Source organism: Marinobacter sp. 1_MG-2023 (assembly GCF_030549045.1).
GTDB lineage: Bacteria > Pseudomonadota > Gammaproteobacteria > Pseudomonadales > Oleiphilaceae > Marinobacter.
This window is the reverse complement of the sequence record NZ_JAUOST010000001.1, coordinates 184301-202096: the sequence shown is the minus strand read 5'-3', so window position 1 is coordinate 202096 and position 17796 is coordinate 184301. Positions and strand designations below refer to the sequence as shown.

Here is a 17796-nt window from a genome sequence, read left to right as displayed (position 1 = left end):
ATTAGCCACTTTTACGATACGACAGCTTTACAACGATAATCGAACAGGAGGTTCTGCATGAACATCATGCGTCCGATCGCGATGGCCGCCATCGCAGGTACTTTTGCGGCCCCAGCCCTAGCTGCTGAACGCCAAGAAACGGTTTACATCAACCCTTTCGCTGCTTATCAGCTTTTCGACGACGACCGTGACCTAAGTGAAACCGGCACGTTCGGCGTGGGTCTGGAATACCGGTTCAAGCCGAACTGGGCGATTGAGGCCATGTATTCCCGGGCTGATGCAGACCGTAAATACGTCTCAGGATCTTCAGACTTTGAAGAAATCCGAGTAGACGGCACCTACTACTTCGCCGCTCAGGATAAAGCCTGGAACCCGTATGTTTCTGCGGGTGTCGGCAATGCTGACTTTGGCGTAGGTGATGTTATCAGCTACAACACTGCTGGTACCGACCATGATGAAACCCGCGTTAACGTAGGTACAGGTGTTCGCTACAACGTAAGCGACGCCATCTCCTTGCGTGGCGACCTGCGGGAATTCCACGGCATCGACGAAAGCACTTTTGACACCCAGGTTTCTCTGGGCATCAGCTTCGCGTTCAACCGCACAGTTGGAAGTGCAGCACCTATGGCCCCGGCAGACACCGACAACGACGGTGTACCTGATTCCCGCGACCAATGCCCGGGCACCCCTGCTGGCGCATCTGTTGACAGCTCAGGCTGTGAGCCAGACGCTGACGGCGACGGCGTAGCCGACGTGCGTGATGCCTGCCCTGACACACCTCGTGGTGCCGACGTGAACAGCCGTGGCTGCGAACTCGACAGCGACAACGACGGCGTCGTTAACAGCCAGGACCTTTGCCCGAACACCGCTGCTGGTGCGGAAGTGGATGAAACAGGTTGTGAAGGTGTAACCGAAACCATCGATACATTCACCATTGAGGTGAAGTTCCCGACTAACAGCTCCGTGATCGGCAACGCCTACGATGCGGAAATCCGTCGTGTTGCAGACGCGCTTAAAGCCAACCCGGGCACCGTTGTAGAAATTGCCGGTCACGCTGACAATCGCGGCAAAGCCAGCTACAACGAATTCCTGTCACAGCGTCGTGCTGAAGCAGTGGCAGAGCGCCTGACCGGTGCACTTGGCGTGGATGCGGAAAAAGTGAGCGCGAAAGGCTACGGTGAAAGCGAACCGGTTGCCTCTAACGATACAGCGGCAGGTCGTGCTGAGAACCGTCGGGTTGAAGCCCGCATTCAGGTTCTTCGCTAATACCTGAGCTAGTATAGAAGCAAGTGAAGTCAGGAAAGGCGCCTTAGGGCGCCTTTCTTTTTGGCTGTTTCCGGGGGTAGCCCATGCTCAGATTATTGATCGGCCTGGTTTTTCCACTAGCGTTTGCTACTGCAACTCAGGCTGAAGTCTTTCGTTGCAGCGACGCAGAAGGAAACACGGTATTTTCCGACACGCCCTGTGGCGAAAATGCCGAAGCCATACAGATAAGAGACAACCGAATCGGGGGCCGTTTTAACCAGAACCTACCAGCCTCGTCAGCAGCGAAACCAGAGCCACACGAAAAAGTCGAAAAGGCCTCTGAAGCGGGTTCAGAGCCGGAAACCTGTCGTTTTATCAACTCCACCGACCTGCGTCGGTATCTGATCCGCGAACAGGTCGTCAAGGGCATGACTCGAGAGCATGTGCGCAGCGCATTCGGCAATCCACCGGAAACCTATGGCGGACCCCAGGAAGTCTGGATTTATCAGACCGACTATTACGGCGCGCTTTACGAACTAACCTACGTGTACTTCAAGGATGGCTGTGTCGAGCGGGTTGAGTACCGCAAACCCTGACCGCATCCAACAATAGATTCCTGGGTGTCAGCGACCGGGCGCAAAAATGACCAAGCCGCACTCTGTACCCCTGCTCTTCAAGATACATCGCATAATCCAGAACGAGCCATAGCTCCAAAGGCCGGCGAAACACATGCCGAATGAGCTCATGGCGGCGAACCTCAGCGTGACGCTGGACGCCATAAGCACGCCAGGCCTCAAAATCCGTACTAGCAGGCAAATGGAGCTGTTTTATTCCAGCTGCCCAGCTGCAAAAGGCGGGAAACCCCTTCCCAAGCAGCCGTGGAGAACAGGAAGGCAGAGACAGGTAGTCATCGGCACCCCGCAAGGCACGTTGCAAGCCGTCAAAACCCAGCCGCCACTGACTTAACGTTCTTGTTCGTTTTCTGACACCAGCCGGCGCCGTTACCGTTTCGCGCAACGCCAAACGCAGATCGCTGCGGTGCGGCACCAAGCGGTTCGCGTAATCCGTTGCTCGTTCCGAGAGTGCCTTATGAACGTTATCCACGGTTTTATGATAGCAACAGGGTGAAATACTCAGCCGCGGTAACCCAGCGGCGGCGCCCTGCATCAACAACTGCCGGTGAAGGTCGCCACAGGCATGCAAAGCTACACCATGGGTGTCATCCGGCAAGGGCAGGTTCTGCGCCATTACATCCCGACAGTGGATCTGAACGGCGTCTCCAAAGTGCTCTGCAAGCCGGTTACCGCCGGCCACCAACTCGGGATTCCACTCATAGCCGTCAACGCTTTGGTGACCCTGAGCGGCCAGTGTTCGAGACAAGTGCCCTTTGCCGCAACACCAGTCAAGAATCGGTTGCTGCAACGGTTTTAGTGCTGCCGTAAAAGCACCCGCCTGCTCCCGTTTCCGCCCGGGCATGTCCTTTGCCCTGACTTCCGGTAGCGTCGCAGCCATAACATCAGCGGGCCGGGGTGACAGTTCTGGCAGCTTAACCATGTCAGAGTAATAGCCCAGTTCTGGCACGAACCGTGACGCTTTTTTCACCACCACCCCGGGGTCCCCCTCCAGTTCGTCGCATTCGGCATCGGTGAGTTCTGCCACCATGCCTGCAAGCTCTGGATAGAGTTGAACCCAATCCGGTCGCGGCTCTGTAAACGGAGCCGGCTGCCATATGGGCTGATGCAGAACCAGCCAGTCGTTCAGCGCTTTCCACCGCGAGTAATAGGATTCGGCGCAACCTTGAACACTCACTCCTGATAGCGGCCCGGGCGAAATGCATCCAGACAAACAGCCGGCTCTGCGCCGTCTATCACCTGGGCAATGACATCTGCACTGCCCGCTGAGAAAGTCCAACCGAAGGTCCCGTGACCTGTATTGAGATAAAGATTACGACGCGGACCACGGCCAATAATGGCGGGACCATCAGGCGTCATCGGGCGGAAGCCCGTCCAGGTTTCTGCGGCATCCAGATCGGCGCAACCAGGATAGCGGGACTCAACGGATTTGCGGATGGTGGCGATGCGCGCTTCGGGAATATCCCGATTGAAGTCCGCCAACTCCACGAATCCGGTAGCACGCAAACGGTCACCCAGGCGCGTCGACACGACTTTGTAGTTATCGTCGTGAATCGTTGAAACCGGCGCCTTTTCGGGGTTCTTCAGCGGCGCTGTAATACTGTATCCCTTAACCGGGTAGATAGGCAGTTTAAGGCCAAGGGGTCGAACCAGCTCCGGAGACCAGCAACCAGCGCTCACTACAAAGGCGTCTGCCGCCAGCGTTTCCTGCTGGCCACTTTCGCTACGCAGAACAACCGATTCGACTGTCTGGCTGTTAGCCGTTAGCCGCTCCACCTGAACGCCATACCTGAACTGGACGCCTTTTTCTTCGCAGACTTTCGCCAACTCTCGTGAAAACAGATGGCAGTCGCCAGTGCCGTCGGTGTCGTAACTCAGGGCACCATAAAGTGGGCCGTTGCCGGCCATGCCCGGCTCCGCCTCGTATACCTGCTCGGGCGTCAGCAGCCGGGAGGCGATCCCCATCTCGCTCAACAGCCGTTGTGTGCCCCGGTACGCTTCCAGCTCTTCAGGCTTGCTGGCAAGATGCAGCAGGCCGCGATGTCCGCCGTCAAATGCCAGGTCCAGCTCCTCTTCCAGTTTCAGAAAGCGTTCACGGCTATGAATCCCGAGGCGAAGCATGGCGCGCTTGTTAAAACCGAACAGGCCGGGTGACCAGGCATAACGAAGTGTTGAAAACATGAACTGTATAGCGCCCAGAGAAGGTGGCATATGCAATTTCAGGGGACCATCCTGCTTAACCAGCCAGGGCAATGCCTTGAACACCATGCCGGGATCTGCCCAAGGGTATACCACGCCGTAAGAACGCTGGGCCGCGTTGCCTTTGCTGGTTTCATTGCCGGCCATTCCATGACGCTCAAGGACCGTCACCTGATGACCGCGACGGTTCAGTTCAAAGGCTGTGGTTACACCCACAACGCCACCACCAATAACGACAACGTGCATCCGCTCCTCCATCCTGAATGAAACCCGAACCAGCCCCAAGGGGCAACATTCATCAAGGAAACTCCCTATCTATGAATGTAGGCCCTTAAACGTACAGCTGATAAGATTGCTTTCTTAAGCCCCACCGCAAGCCTAGCAGTCAAACTTAAAGAGTAGCAGTCGAACTGACTGCCTGTACCGGAGCCTAGCACCAGTCCATGAGTAAAAAACGTCGCGAGATTCCCGTATTCGACCATCCGATCATCGAGACCCACTGCCACCTGGATTACCTCAAGGATCGACCTCTGGAAGAAACTCTGGAGGAAACCCGGCGGGTGAATATCGAGCGGGTGATTACTATTGCGGTCGCGCCGGGCAACCTTGCGCAAGTGCGTGAACTCAGCACCAAGGCCCCATGGCTCTTCGGCACTCAGGGCATCCACCCCCACGAGGCGGAAAGTTACAGCGATGCCATTGACGCCGAAATACGAACTCATGCCCGGGACGACAAGATCGTTGCGGTTGGCGAAATCGGGCTGGATTATTTCTATGACAACGCCGATCGCGCCATTCAGCGTGATGTGTTCCGGCGCCAGCTTCAGATTGCCTGTGACAACGACCGTCCGGTAGTTATCCACAGCCGTGACGCAGACGAGGATACAATAGCTATACTCAAAGAGTTCGAGCAGTCTCTCAAACGCCGCGGCGTCATTCACAGCTTCACGTCGGGACCGGGGCTTGCAAGATATGCACTGGATCAGGGCTGGAATCTCGGCTTTAATGGCATTACCACTTTTAACAAGGCAGAAAACGTACGGGACATTGTTCGTATGGCTCCCATCAACCAGATCCTTCTGGAGACTGATGCCCCGTTTCTTACCCCCGTACCCTACCGTGGCCGGGAAAATGCGCCTTTCTATCTGCCATTTGTAGCGGAGAAGATTGCCGAAGTGAAAGAGCTGCCACTGGAGGATGTGATTGTGCATACCTATAACAACAGCTTGCGAACGTTCTTCCCCGCACAATGATCAAACGCATTCCCATATCCGCACTGAAGGTCGGCATGTATATCAGCGACCTCAACAATGACTGGATTCCCCACAATACCCAGCGCAGGCGCGGCGTAGTCAAACGGGAAGAAACCATTGAAAAAATCCGCAAAATGGGTGTGCAGTTTGTCTATATTGATGCACAGAAAGGCGCAGATACTCAGGATTCCGAAACAGCCGAAGAAGTAGAAAAACGTAATGAAGCGGCGCTGCAAATAGCGGGTGAACAGAAACCCGGCATTACGCCAAAGGTCTCTCTTTCAGAGGAGATGGCAGTTGCTCTTGGAATTCATTCAGAGGCGCAGGAGCTGGTTGGCAGTTTCATGAACAGCGCCAAGATCGGTGCCGCCATCGATATCGCGCCGATACATCAACTGGCGGACGAGCTGCAAAACTCGGTTACCCGCAATGCCAATGCGCTGGGTTGCCTGGGGCGCATCCGCGAAAAAGACAACTACCTCCTTGAGCACTCGGTAAACCTGAGTGTCCTCATGACCCTTTTCGGACAGTATCGAAAGCTCCCTGCTGATGTCCTGCACCAGACTGTTGTAGGCGCACTGCTCCACGATCTGGGAAAAATACTGACGCCTGATGAGGTGCTACATAAGCCTGGACGCCTGTCACCAGAAGAATATGAAGTCATGAAGCTTCATGCCAGGCACTCCCGCGACATTTTGTCTGCAACCGAAGGCATCGGCGAACTCACCGTGATCACGGCGGCCCAGCACCATGAGCGCCTGGATGGCACAGGTTACCCGGAGGGCCTGAAGGGCGATCAGATCTCTGTATACGGGCGCATGGTTGCCATTACCGATGTGTACGATGCCATTACCGCCGATCGCGTGTATCACCGCGGCATGACGCCTACCCAGGGCCTCAAGAAGCTTCTCGAGTGGAGCGGCAGTCATCTGGACCCGGCACTGGTTAAGCAATTCATCCGCTGTATCGGGCTGTATCCAGTAGGCTCTCTGGTTTTACTCGACAGTGGGCGGCTCGGTGTTGTGATTGAAATAAATGAGGAAGATCAGCGGTTACCCGTTGTCCGGGTGATGTATCACACGAAATTCCGGATGCCGATTACCGTTACAACCATCGATCTCTCAAAAGCCGGTAGCCAGGACCGCATTCTTCGCGCCGTTGACCCGAATGAATACCGGATTGATGTGCGCAAGTTCCTTTCCTGAGGCTCTCTAGCCCAGAGAGAGAAACACACCCATCAGAACCGGCGACAGAAAAGACAGCAGGAAACCGGAGGCGATAGCCACAGGCACACAGCTTAGACCACCGTTGCTGCGGATTACCGGAAGCGTAAAATCCATTGACGTAGCTCCTCCATAACCGATAGCCATGGCTGGCCGACTGCCGATAACCAGCGGGATTATGGCCAATGCAATAATTTCGCGAAGTACATCATTCAGAAATGCCACACCGCCCCATGCAGGGCCAAGGGCCTCCCCAATCACGATTCCGGAAAGCGAGTACCAGCCAAATCCAGAGACCAGGGCGAGCACATCGTGCCAGGGCAGGCCTAGCACAGGCATAAGCAACACGCCCGCCAGCAAAGAGCTGAGCACCAGCACAATCGCGATGCCCAGCCCCTGGGTGTTCATCAGCAGCTTGCGCAGGGAAAGCCCCGCATTACGCAATTGCAGGCCAATCAAAAACAGCAGAAGCATCAAAGACCAGGTAGCCAACTGCTCGGCTTGCGGCAGTTTCGGCAACAGGAAATAGCCCGATAACACCCCGGCCAGCACTGCAAACAGAGGCTTGAGGCCAGCCATGAAAAGACGCAGGTAACCAGCCCTGCCAGAGTCGGCATCTCTTGGCTCAGGAGGCATGGGGCGCCAGCGATGTAGCAGCCACAGGCCCAGCATATTGGCAACAAACAGAACCGCTACCAGAGCCGACATCTGCCCTGCCATAGTTCCCAGCTGCCCCGTTAAACCCTCCATCTGACCCAGAGCAAGCCCCAGCAGCGCCAAAATGAAATACACCAGCACTTCAACGGAATAATGAATCGCTGTCATCAGTCGGCGGTTTTTCAGCGTCAGGGCAAATCCCAGAAACAACGGTGCAAGAATCAGCAAGGCACCCGTCAGCATCAGTGCACCGACGCGTCGGAACGATCCTGAATCAGCACCCAGGGAGCTATAACCACAGCCCAGAGCTCGGCATTGCGTTCATACCAGGCGCGGGCCAGGTCGGGTGAAACATCCCCCACGTCGCCCGCAGCGAGCCACTGTTCAAAGAGGACGCGGTTATCTGCTGTCAGCTCACTGGCCACATCCAGAAGGTCCAAATTGTTGCTCACGCGCACTATCTGTCCACGGGCATAGTAGGTTTGCAGTTCGTGCCAGCGTATGCGGGAGGTTTCCAGGTTAAGCCTGGCTTTGATTTCATCGTTGTTGCGGGAAGATGACATGAGAGCCTTTTCGGATGATGACAGTAAAACCGGCGAGAGCTTAACCGATTGCACTGGCCTGATTCCAGATTTCCCTTATCTCGTCGGCCAGTGTGAGCGGATCAAACGGCTTTGGAATCACGCCAGCCGCACCCTGTGTCAGGTAACCCTGAACTTCATCGCTCTGAACCTTCGCAGTCATGAACACCGCAGGTATTTCAGCATAACCCGGTAAGCGCCGGATGGCCTCCAGGGTCGCGGGACCATCCATCACCGGCATCATGACATCCAGAAGGATCAGTTGGGGCTGACATTCACCAATCTGCTCCAACGCCTGTTGTCCTGATTCACAGGCCGTGAGTTGAAACCCGCCAATGGCTTCCAGAGCCAGTTCCGCTACCGCGCGAATATCGGGCTCATCTTCAACCATCAGAATACGATTAAGACCGCTGTCTGGCGTCATCTTCATCCTCCTCGATCCCCAGCCTTCGTAGTAGTGTGCGACACTCAGGGCTTTCGGCCTCCTCCGTTGCCAGCAATGCGGCCGCTCGCATCACCAGTTTCGATCGGCTTACGTTACCCCGGCTCAAAAAATAGACAGCACCAATCAATTCCCGAAGATCCAGCGGCAAATGCCACTGCACCTTGATCCGGTTACCCAGCTTTTCGGCCCAGCCGGTAATGGCCGAATCGATCTGTTCAACGTCTGGCGGCTCCCCACTCTCATCACACTGGTTTTGCAGCACCTTCAAGGCGGCCAACTCTCCGGCCTTACTCAACAAGCCTGCCGTGTAATACAGAGCAGGGTTTTCTCCCACCTTTTTCGCCAGCGCGCGGGCTTCCTCGGCCACTCGCAAAGCCTGCTCCTGTTCAATACGCGCACGTTCACCCAAGCGCGGGCAGGCCAGCTTGCCGGCAATATCCAACGACAGCGCAAGAGCCTGATTCAACGCCATAGCAACACCAATCGAGCTGATGGCCTCTGCGGGTGTTTTCACCGGCGTGCCCGAACGCCGAAATGAGGCGCTGTTAGCCACATCCAGCATTTTTGCACTCAGCGCAGGCTCCTTGCTCCATTGTTCCGCGAGGAAACGCGCACCCAACTCGTCACGTTTCTCCATAAGCGCCAGAATTTCAGCAGTATCGATCTGGCCTGGTAGTTGAATCGCGGAGTTACAGGCAGCTTCCATTTTTTCAGCCAGGGTGACGGAACCTTTATCATGGTCAACGGGCAATGGCGCCAGCGCTGTCAGCCGCTGGTGCAGCGCGTCTACCTGAAAGGGCTTACTGATGTAGCCGCTAATGCCCAGATGGGCTGCCGCCAGAATGGAGTCGCGGTCTGTGCGGCCACTGATCACCAGAACAGGAATTTCAGCGCTGGTTTGCCTGACCACACGAATCAACTCAAGCCCTGAACCATCCGGCAGGTTCCTGTCGGCAATCACCAGATCAGCCGGCTCTTCCCGCCAGCTATCGCAAGCTGATTGAAGCTGCGTACACAGCCGGATTCTGGCTCCCGGATAGGCGCTCGCCACAACGGTTTCCAGCAGATCACCAACCAGCTCATCGTCTTCGAGAATCAACACATACATCGTGGGGCTCTCAATGTGCAGTTAAAGATCACAACAGGCTCCTTGAATCCACGCTGACGCCATTACGGCCTGCACGTTTGCGCTGATACAGTGCCCTGTCTGCCGCTTCGATAGCTTGTTCAGCGGACCCATAGGCGTTCAATGTGGCAACGCCCGCGCTGAGGCTGACAGAGAACTCTTCAGTGCCAACGTTAAATGCCAGTCGCGCAAAATCCTGGCTCAGCGCTTCAAGCACCTCAACGGCTTTTTCCAGTGAACATTCGGGCAACACGACCATAAATTCCTCACCACCATAGCGACCGATAATATCCGTATTCCGCAATCGGTGGCGCAACAGGTTGGCCAAAGCCTTGATCACCATATCCCCCGCGCCGTGGCCATAGGCGTCGTTTACCTTCTTGAAATGATCCAGATCCAGCATAGCCACAACAGAATTGTGCCCGCTACGGGCGCTGCGCGCATACTCGCGGCCAAGCTCGGTTTTAGCGAGTGCGTGCTTTAACAAACCCGTAAGACTGTCCAGCGACACCAGTTTGTCGAGCTGTCGGGCGCGATAACAACGCATTCGTACCGTTCGCAACAGGAACTCATCAGATACCGGCTTGGTAACAAAATCATCACCACCACGGGCAAGTGCATCGAGTTGCCTGTTGCGGTCCTCTTCGGAGGAAAAGAAAATAATGGGTAAACTGAGCCACTCGGCCTGAAATCTCACCATCCTGGCGAGCGCCGGACCGTCGTAAAGCCCCATTTGCACATCCATTAACAGGATGTCCGGCCGGAACTCTGACAGTTCTGAAAGCAAGTTTGATGGGTCGCCCAGAGCCCGGACCTGCAAGCCCCCGCTAGTGAGCACTAATCGGTAGTGCTCCAGCAACTCGCGGTCGTCATCCAGAATCATCACCCGACCAGTGAGCGTTGCAAGTCCCTCGGCCAGGAGCTGCTCTATGCGATCCGCAAGAGCGGGGATATCCTGCGGGTCATCACAACAGGCATCTATGCCGAGGCAAGCCAACCGGTAACGGGTGGCAAAGTCAGGAGCCTGGCTGAAACAGATCACCGGCAGATCATGTAGTCTCGACAACCATTGCACACCCTCATCCTGCAAAAGCGTATCCCTGACCATGACCAGATCAACGTCATCCATGCCCTCCGGCCACTCATGGCCATTCCTCAGGCTGCGCAGTCGGTGACCGTATAGCGCCAGGCCCTCTGAAACCAATTCCGCAAGCTCTTGGTCAGGTTCAAGAATCAGCAGCACAGGCTGATTATCCGTTTCTGCCAGCCTGGGCTGATGCCACTCGGTTGAGACTGGCTCGGCAGTAACTAAAAGGTTGCCAAGGCCGGCAATATCGTCTTCATAACCGGCGCTCAACAACTGCTTCAACTCTAGTCGTATACTTTCGCTGTCGGCTCCATCAGCAACCTGATCTGCCAATGGCTTTATAGCGATTTCGAGTTTCCGGGCCTGTTCGCCAAGCAGAGTAAACCCCAGTGTGCCCGCCGAGCCTGCCAGCCTGTGTAAAAGCTGATAGGCAGCAACCAGCTCACCGATGGTTTCAGGATTTCGGGATGCGTTGAAAATACTGGCGACCAAGCCTTCAATTTCACGTATCGTTTTATCTCGAAAACGATTACGAAGGGTCTCCAGTTTTTTCTGCACCTCACGAGTAGGGCTTTGAGGCATAAAGGCTCTTGCTGATCAAAGCGCACAAGCGCTGTGAATTCTATTTCAGTTGATGTTCAATCAAAGCAAGTTTTCCGGCAAATAGCCAGACAGGAGCAGGTTTTGGGTCATTTATCTCTGGGTACGCGCCTTGCCGTAATTATCATCCTTGGCAGTCTGGCAATCGTCGGTTCTGTAATTTATGCCGCTTACGGCGCTTTACTTGAGGACTTTGAAAAAAACCTGGCTGCCCAACAGGCAAACGAAACAGCCCACATCTCCAGCCTGGTCAGCCAGAACCTGGAGCTGCGCACCAGCGCCCTGGCCCAGTTCGCCGCCATGCTTGGCCATAGTGGCCAACTTCCACCTCAAGAACCACTGACAAAACTCCTGCAAAAGCAGCAAAAACTGAGAGAGCTGTTTCCCCACAGCCTGACCATTCTGTCTCCAAACGCTATATTACTGGCTGAAAACACCTATGTACCAGGCAGGGTTGGCACCTATTATGCCGACCGGCCCCACTGGAAAGCGGCGATAAAAACCCGCCGCCCGGTCATCAGCCGCCCTATTATAGGCAGGGCAACGGGTATACCGCTGATGGTTTTTATAGCACCCATTCTGACAGATAGCGGAGAGCTCCTCGGCTTTCTCAGCGGCACCCTGCAAATGGACCAGGCGCTGCTAATACCAAAACATGTGCGTGAGGATGCTATTAAAGACGCAATCTTCCTGGTGATTGACACTGCAAACTTCCTGTTCGTAGAAGGCTCCCGCAATAAAACCATAGAGTACTTGCCAGACCCGGGAGAAAATTTGCTGATCGATGCAGCTCTGTCCGGCATCCCTTTTGGTGAGGTTGAGACTGCCTCGGGTGAGACGTTGATCTATGCCACAAATCACCTGCAGCGTCTGGGCTGGTTATTTATCCGCGCCGTTCCCAAATCCCTTGCGACCGCCCCCGCCGAGCAGGCTTTCGTACGGTTTTTTACCATCAGCATAGGGGTAACCCTCGGCATAGTATTGCTGACGTACCTGGCACTCCGATCGACAACCGTATCGCTCACCCAGATGACACGGCGTATTCGTTCAATGATTCAGAAACCTGAATCCTCCCGGCGTCTTATAGAGCGAGGGGCCCCCGAGGTGCGCGATCTGGCACAGGCATTCAACCAGTTGATGGATGAGCGTGATGCCAACAACCAGCTCAAGGACAACTTTGTTTCCAATGTCAGCCACGAGCTACGCACTCCTTTGACCTCAATGAATGGCGCTTTGCGACTGCTCAAGTCGGGCACAGCAGGGGAACTCCCGGAACGCGCCCAGGAGATGACGACGCTGGCCCTGCGCAACGGCGAGCGCCTGCAGCTACTCATCAACGATCTGCTCGATTTCAACAAGCTTTCAAGTGGCAACATGCGGGTGAGCTTTCAGACCGAAAACCTGCGGAAGCTGCTTACGGAAACGGTCAGCGGCAATGAGGCCATGGCGCGGGAGTTGGGTGTCAGGCTCAAAGCCTCAGACATACCCGCGATATCCTTACAGACCGACGGGCACAGATTGCGACAAATTCTGGACAATTTCGTCAGCAATGCCATCAAGCACTCGCCTCAGCAAGGTCTGGTTACACTTCATGCTGAAGAAGTCGATCCATACCGGCTTCGAATCACTGTGAGCGACCAGGGCAAAGGCGTACCTGAAGAGTTTCGGAGCCAGATTTTCGAACGCTTTGCCCAAGCAGAAACAGGCACAACCCGTGCAACCAATGGCACCGGCCTTGGCCTTGCAATCAGCCGACAGCTTGCAGTCCTCCTGGGCGGAAATACCGGCTTCTACAACAATAACGGCGCACATTTTTGGGTTGAGCTACCAATGGGCGACGTTAGCTCGCCAGAGGAGCATGCCCATGAGAGCGCCTGAGTTTCCAGCCAATGAAAGCGCAAGGCAGGTAACGCTGGATCAATTGCGTATTCTCGATACACCTCCCGAAGCACGCTTCGATCGGCTGACACGAATGGCAGCAAGGCTGATGGACGTGCCAATATGCCTCTTTTCATTGGTCGACCGAGACCGGCAGTGGTTCAAGTCCTGTATCGGCCTCGGTGTCAGCGAAACCCCGAGAAGCATTTCGTTCTGCGGGCACGCCATTTTAGACAGGTTGCCTCTGGTGGTTGAGGATGCGCACGAAGATGAACGCTTCCAAAACAACCCCCTGGTAATCAGTGACCCGAACATCCGGTTCTATGCCGGGATGCCCCTTAACAGTGCGGACGGTCAGACCCTTGGCACTCTGTGCGTTATGGACCGGAAACCGCGCAAGCTGAACGAAGACGATCTGCAGTGCCTGCGCGATATCGCAGATTGTGTCGAGGAGCAGATCAGCGCACGCAAACTGGCGATTCATCACCGGGAACAGGAACTGCAAGAGCAAAACGAATCCCTGATCATGCTTGCACAGCTCGTTGACATGGTACCAGGCGGCCTTTATCAGTTCCGCCGCTACCCGAATGGGGATCTATGCTTTCCTTTCAGCAGCAAGGGGATTGAACGCTCGTTTGGTGTAACCCAGAAACAAGCACTGGAAGATGCGTCTTCACTGTTTAAGTTGATCCACCCCGATGACTTACCGGCTGTATCAGCTGCGATTGATGAGTCCGCAAACCAACTTAGCACCTGGTCTATCAGTTTCAGGATAATGGGGCCAGACGGCGACTGGCGCTGGATCGAGGGCCATGCCAGACCTCAGGAGCTTGCAGACGGCAGCACCATATGGCACGGCTATCTGGAAGATATCGATGAGAAGAAACGGGCTCTTGTAGGATTAGAGGAAAGCGAACTTCAACTTCGGCGCCTGTTCGAGCTCGCGCCCAACGGCATCCTTCTTGCGGACTACCTGACGTCAGAAATCATCGATGTAAATGCGGCCATGCTTAAATCGACCGGCTATAGCAAGGATGAGTTCCTGAAGCTGGACTATCGCAATCTTCTTACTCGTGACCACGTATCACGGCGGGCTGAAGCTCTGGAGCAACTAAGAAAGACGGGGTATTTTGGCCCCATAGAGCAGAATGTGATCAATCGCGAAGGCGGCATCTACCCCGTTATTCTGCACAGCATGCTGATACGGGACTCATCAGGGAACAAGTTGCTTTGGGTACTGATGGAGGATATCTCCGAACGCAAAAAGATCGAACGTATGAAAAACCGGTTCGTTGCCACCGTCAGCCATGAGCTGCGCACGCCGCTTACGTCGATAACGGGCGCCATCGGTTTGCTGGCCGGCGGAGCAGCTGGAGCTCTTCCCGCAAAAGCCCAGAGTATGATGGAAATTGCGAAACGCAACGCCCAGCAACTGGCCACTTTGATCAATGATCTGCTGGATATAGAAAAGCTGGTAGCCGGCAAGCTGGACATCCACCTAGAACAACAGCCTTTGCAGCCTCTGCTTGAACAGGCGGTCATTACGAACCAGCCTTACGGCGCGCAGCGCAAAGTCACCATCGATCCCGCCCCCAATATTCCCGGAACCGACGTATACGTAGACCACCAGCGGTTATTGCAGGCACTCAACAACCTGATATCCAATGCTATAAAGTTCTCACCAGACAACGGCCGCGTCCAACTGTCGGCCCGGCACGAGTTGTCAGAAGGGAATCCAACAGTCGTTATTGGCGTGAAAGACAGCGGACAAGGTGTTCCGGCCGCTTTTCGCGACCAGATTTTTCAGCGTTTTGCGCAGGCAGACAGTTCCGACACCCGCAGTAAGGGCGGAACCGGTCTGGGGTTGGCCATCACGAGGGAGCTAATTACCGTAATGGGCGGCGAAGTCGGCTTTGAGTCTATACCCGGACAAGGCGCTACCTTCTGGATACGCTTGCCGGTAACAAACACCGATGCCCAATAAAAAACCGGCGACCTTGCAACAGGTCGCCGGTTTCAGCTGAACCAAACCAGATGGCTCAGGCAGACTTGAGCATTTCACGCACCACATAGTGCAGGATGCCGCCGTGGACGAAATACACGGCTTCGTTGGCCGTATCTATCCGCGACTTCAACTCACAACTTTCAGTAGAGCCGTCCTTGTAGGTTACTGTCATGGTGAGTGTCTCACCCGGCGAAATGTCACCCGACAACCCGCTGATACTGATGGTTTCTTCACCGGTCAGTTTGAGGCTCTTGCGATCCGTGCCTTCCGGGAACTGCAGCGGCATCACGCCCATTCCGATCAGGTTGGAGCGGTGAATACGTTCATAGGATTCCGCCACTACAGCGCGAACACCCAGTAACCGGGTACCCTTGGCAGCCCAGTCGCGACTTGAGCCGGTTCCATATTCCTTGCCGGCAATCACAACAAGGGGTGTCCCCTGCTCCTGGTACTTCATGGCGGCATCGTAAACCGGCATTTGCTCCCCGGTAGGTACAAATTTCGTGAAGCCACCTTCAACACCATCCAGCATTTCATTGCGGATGCGCACGTTGGCAAAGGTGCCACGCATCATCACCTCGTGATTACCGCGGCGGGAACCGTAAGAGTTGAAGTTCTTGGGCTCAACTCCCCGCTCTTGCAGGTATTTACCAGCGGGACTGTCGGCGCTGAACGAGCCGGCCGGGGAAATGTGGTCGGTGGTCACCGAATCCCCCAGCAAGGCAAGAATATTCGCATCGACAATATCCTCCACCGGATCCGGTTCCGTGCCCATACCTTCAAAGAAGGGCGGGTGCTGGATATAGGTAGAATCTTCTGACCACTTGTATACCTTGGTATCTGGCACTTCAATGGCCTGCCAGGTGGCATCTCCATCGAACACAGCGGCGTACTCGGTGCGGAACATGTTGGTTTTGACCTTTTCCACAGCCTCCGCGACTTCCTGCTGGCTCGGCCACAGGTCTTTCAGGTACACCGGATTGCCATCCTTATCCTCACCCAGTGGGTCTTCCGCCAGGTTCAGCCGCACATTACCGGCCAAAGCGTAAGCGACAACCAAGGGTGGCGATGCCAGCCAGTTGGTTTTCACCAGCGGATGTATACGGCCTTCAAAGTTACGGTTACCAGACAACACCGAGGCCACCGTTATATCACCATCCGCAATGGCTTTTTCAACCGCGTCCGGCAAGGGGCCAGAGTTACCAATACAGGTCGTACAGCCGTAACCCACAAGGTCAAAGCCAAGTTTATTCAGGTCGCCCTGGAAGCCGCCCGCCTCCAGGTAATCGGTAACCACTTTGGAGCCCGGCGCCAGAGAGGTTTTCACCCAGGGTTTGGTTTTAAGACCTTTGGCCACCGCTTTCCGGGCCACGAGCCCGGCAGCCATCATCACACTCGGGTTGGATGTGTTGGTGCACGACGTGATAGCGGCAATCACTACTGCGCCCGGATCAAGGCGCGTCTTCTCGCCGTTCATTTCCAGCGGCTGACTCGACGGGTGGTGGTAGCTGTCATCCACACCCACAGCTGTCTGACCGCCCTCTGACTCCAGATTGCTCTCACGGTTGTCAGCTGCATCCGGCGCACCCTCGGCCGTTGCCATCAACAGCTCGAAGGTTGATTTCATATTCTTCAGCGCAACCCGGTCCTGCGGCCGCTTTGGCCCGGCCATACTGGCTTCCACGTCGCCCATATCGAGTTCCAGGGTAGCTGTGTATACCGGCTCATGACCGGGTTCACGCCATAGCCCCTGAGCTTTGGCATAAGCTTCAACCAGTTCTATCTGGTCGTCGTCCCGGCCAGTCAAACGCAGATATTTGAGGGTTTGCTCGTCCACCGGGAAAAAACCACAGGTTGCACCGTATTCCGGAGACATGTTGGCGATAGTTGCACGGTCTGCCACTGGCATGTCTTTAAGACCGTCACCATAGAATTCAACAAATTTGCCAACCACGCCTTTTTTACGAAGCATTTCAGTAACGGTGAGTACCAGATCTGTCGCAGTAATGCCTTCACGCAATTTACCGCTAATCTTGAAGCCCACTACTTCCGGTATGAGCATGGATACCGGCTGGCCAAGCATCGCCGCTTCAGCTTCGATACCGCCGACACCCCACCCAAGGATGCCCAGACCGTTAATCATGGTGGTATGGGAATCTGTCCCCACCAGCGTGTCCGGATAGGCGATGGTTTTATCACCCTGTTCTTTGTGCCATACGGTTTTGCCAAGATACTCGAGGTTCACCTGGTGGCAGATACCGGTTCCCGGCGGTACCACACGGAAGTTATCAAAAGCTTGCTGGCCCCAACGCAGGAACTCATAGCGTTCCTGGTTACGCTCCATTTCAATGGCTACGTTCCGCCCAAAGGCAGAAGCATCACCGAACTCGTCAACCATGACCGAGTGGTCAATTACCAGATCTACAGGGGACAGCGGGTTGATAAGCGCAGGGTCGCCGCCGGCCACTTTAACGGCCTCTCGCATCGCGGCCAGATCAACCACGCCGGGCACGCCAGTAAAGTCCTGCATCAGCACCCGAGCCGGTCGGAACTGAATTTCGGTATCCGAGCGTTTATCTTTAAGCCATTGCACCATGGCATCAACGTGGCTTTGATCCACAGTTACACCATCTTCGTTGCGCAACAGGTTTTCCAGAAGCACTTTCAGTGAAAACGGCAGTCGGTTGATGTCACCGAGGGACTCCGCAGCTTTGGGCAGACTGTAGTAATGGAAGGTTTTACCTCCAGCGCTCAGGCTGGTCAGTGTATTCAGGCTGTCTTTGCCAAGGCTCTCATTGGACATGGTATGCCTCCTACGATGAATTGCTATCCTATTACTATTGCATCGTTTCGGCAGACTTCAAC

At 55.2% G+C, this 17796-nt stretch carries 14 protein-coding genes; 6 read left to right on the top strand and 8 right to left on the bottom strand.

Going from position 1 to position 17796, the window contains the following annotated elements; genetic code table 11:
• Positions 1–57: 57 nt before the first annotated feature.
• Both Q4606_RS00965 and Q4606_RS00960 read left to right on the top strand, forming a co-directional pair.
• Positions 58–1266: an OmpA family protein gene (locus tag Q4606_RS00965; RefSeq protein ID WP_303606399.1), complete on the top strand. Its 1209-nt coding sequence runs from the start codon at positions 58–60 to the stop codon at positions 1264–1266.
• Positions 1267–1349: 83 nt separating this feature from the next.
• Positions 1350–1841, top strand: coding sequence for a DUF4124 domain-containing protein (locus Q4606_RS00960; protein WP_303606398.1), 492 nt, complete (start codon positions 1350–1352; stop codon positions 1839–1841).
• On the opposite strand, the gene Q4606_RS00955 is transcribed toward Q4606_RS00960, so the two are convergent.
• Both Q4606_RS00955 and Q4606_RS00950 read right to left on the bottom strand, forming a co-directional pair.
• Entirely contained in the window at positions 1798–3054 is a 1257-nt protein-coding gene (locus Q4606_RS00955) for a methyltransferase (protein ID WP_303606397.1), read from the bottom strand. The genes Q4606_RS00960 and Q4606_RS00955 overlap by 44 nt on opposite strands.
• Positions 3051–4322 (bottom strand): D-amino acid dehydrogenase, encoded by a 1272-nt coding sequence (locus Q4606_RS00950; protein ID WP_303606396.1) that lies wholly within the window; start codon positions 4320–4322, stop codon positions 3051–3053. The genes Q4606_RS00955 and Q4606_RS00950 overlap by 4 nt, the downstream gene beginning before the upstream one ends.
• A 197-nt stretch (positions 4323–4519) precedes the next feature.
• Between Q4606_RS00950 and Q4606_RS00945 the strand changes: the two genes are divergently transcribed.
• Positions 4520–5329: a TatD family hydrolase gene (locus tag Q4606_RS00945; RefSeq protein ID WP_303606395.1), complete on the top strand. Its 810-nt coding sequence runs from the start codon at positions 4520–4522 to the stop codon at positions 5327–5329.
• A complete protein-coding gene (locus Q4606_RS00940; protein ID WP_303606394.1) occupies positions 5326–6534 on the top strand; it encodes an HD-GYP domain-containing protein in 1209 nt (402 codons plus the stop codon). The genes Q4606_RS00945 and Q4606_RS00940 overlap by 4 nt, the downstream gene beginning before the upstream one ends.
• Before the next feature lie 6 nt (positions 6535–6540).
• On the opposite strand, the gene Q4606_RS00935 is transcribed toward Q4606_RS00940, so the two are convergent.
• Genes Q4606_RS00935 through Q4606_RS00915 form a run of 5 tightly spaced genes read right to left on the bottom strand, consistent with a single transcriptional unit; the run spans position 6541 to position 11030 of the window.
• Positions 6541–7452, bottom strand: coding sequence for a lysine exporter LysO family protein (locus Q4606_RS00935; protein WP_303606393.1), 912 nt, complete (start codon positions 7450–7452; stop codon positions 6541–6543).
• Positions 7452–7772 (bottom strand): DUF2288 domain-containing protein, encoded by a 321-nt coding sequence (locus Q4606_RS00930; protein ID WP_303594805.1) that lies wholly within the window; start codon positions 7770–7772, stop codon positions 7452–7454. Before Q4606_RS00930 ends, Q4606_RS00935 begins: the two co-directional genes overlap by 1 nt.
• Before the next feature lie 40 nt (positions 7773–7812).
• Positions 7813–8220, bottom strand: coding sequence for a response regulator (locus Q4606_RS00925; protein WP_303606392.1), 408 nt, complete (start codon positions 8218–8220; stop codon positions 7813–7815).
• Positions 8192–9343 carry a response regulator gene (locus Q4606_RS00920; RefSeq protein ID WP_303606391.1) on the bottom strand — a complete coding sequence of 384 codons (1152 nt, stop codon included), beginning with the start codon at positions 9341–9343 and terminating at the stop codon, positions 8192–8194. Before Q4606_RS00920 ends, Q4606_RS00925 begins: the two co-directional genes overlap by 29 nt.
• A gap of 28 nt (positions 9344–9371) precedes the next feature.
• Positions 9372–11030: a diguanylate cyclase gene (locus tag Q4606_RS00915; protein WP_303606390.1), complete on the bottom strand. Its 1659-nt coding sequence runs from the start codon at positions 11028–11030 to the stop codon at positions 9372–9374.
• 102 nt (positions 11031–11132) lie between these two features.
• Between Q4606_RS00915 and Q4606_RS00910 the strand changes: the two genes are divergently transcribed.
• Positions 11133–12926 (top strand): ATP-binding protein, encoded by a 1794-nt coding sequence (locus tag Q4606_RS00910; protein WP_303606389.1) that lies wholly within the window; start codon positions 11133–11135, stop codon positions 12924–12926.
• The gene (locus Q4606_RS00905; RefSeq protein ID WP_303606388.1) at positions 12913–14910 is read left to right on the top strand and encodes an ATP-binding protein; all 1998 of its coding nucleotides are present in this window, start codon (positions 12913–12915) and stop codon (positions 14908–14910) included. The genes Q4606_RS00910 and Q4606_RS00905 overlap by 14 nt, the downstream gene beginning before the upstream one ends.
• 55 nt (positions 14911–14965) lie before the next feature.
• Here Q4606_RS00905 and acnA read toward each other — a convergent pair whose 3' ends face one another.
• Positions 14966–17734, bottom strand: a complete 2769-nt coding sequence (gene acnA, locus Q4606_RS00900; RefSeq protein WP_303594816.1) for an aconitate hydratase AcnA — start codon at positions 17732–17734, stop codon at positions 14966–14968.
• Positions 17735–17796 lie beyond the last annotated feature (62 nt).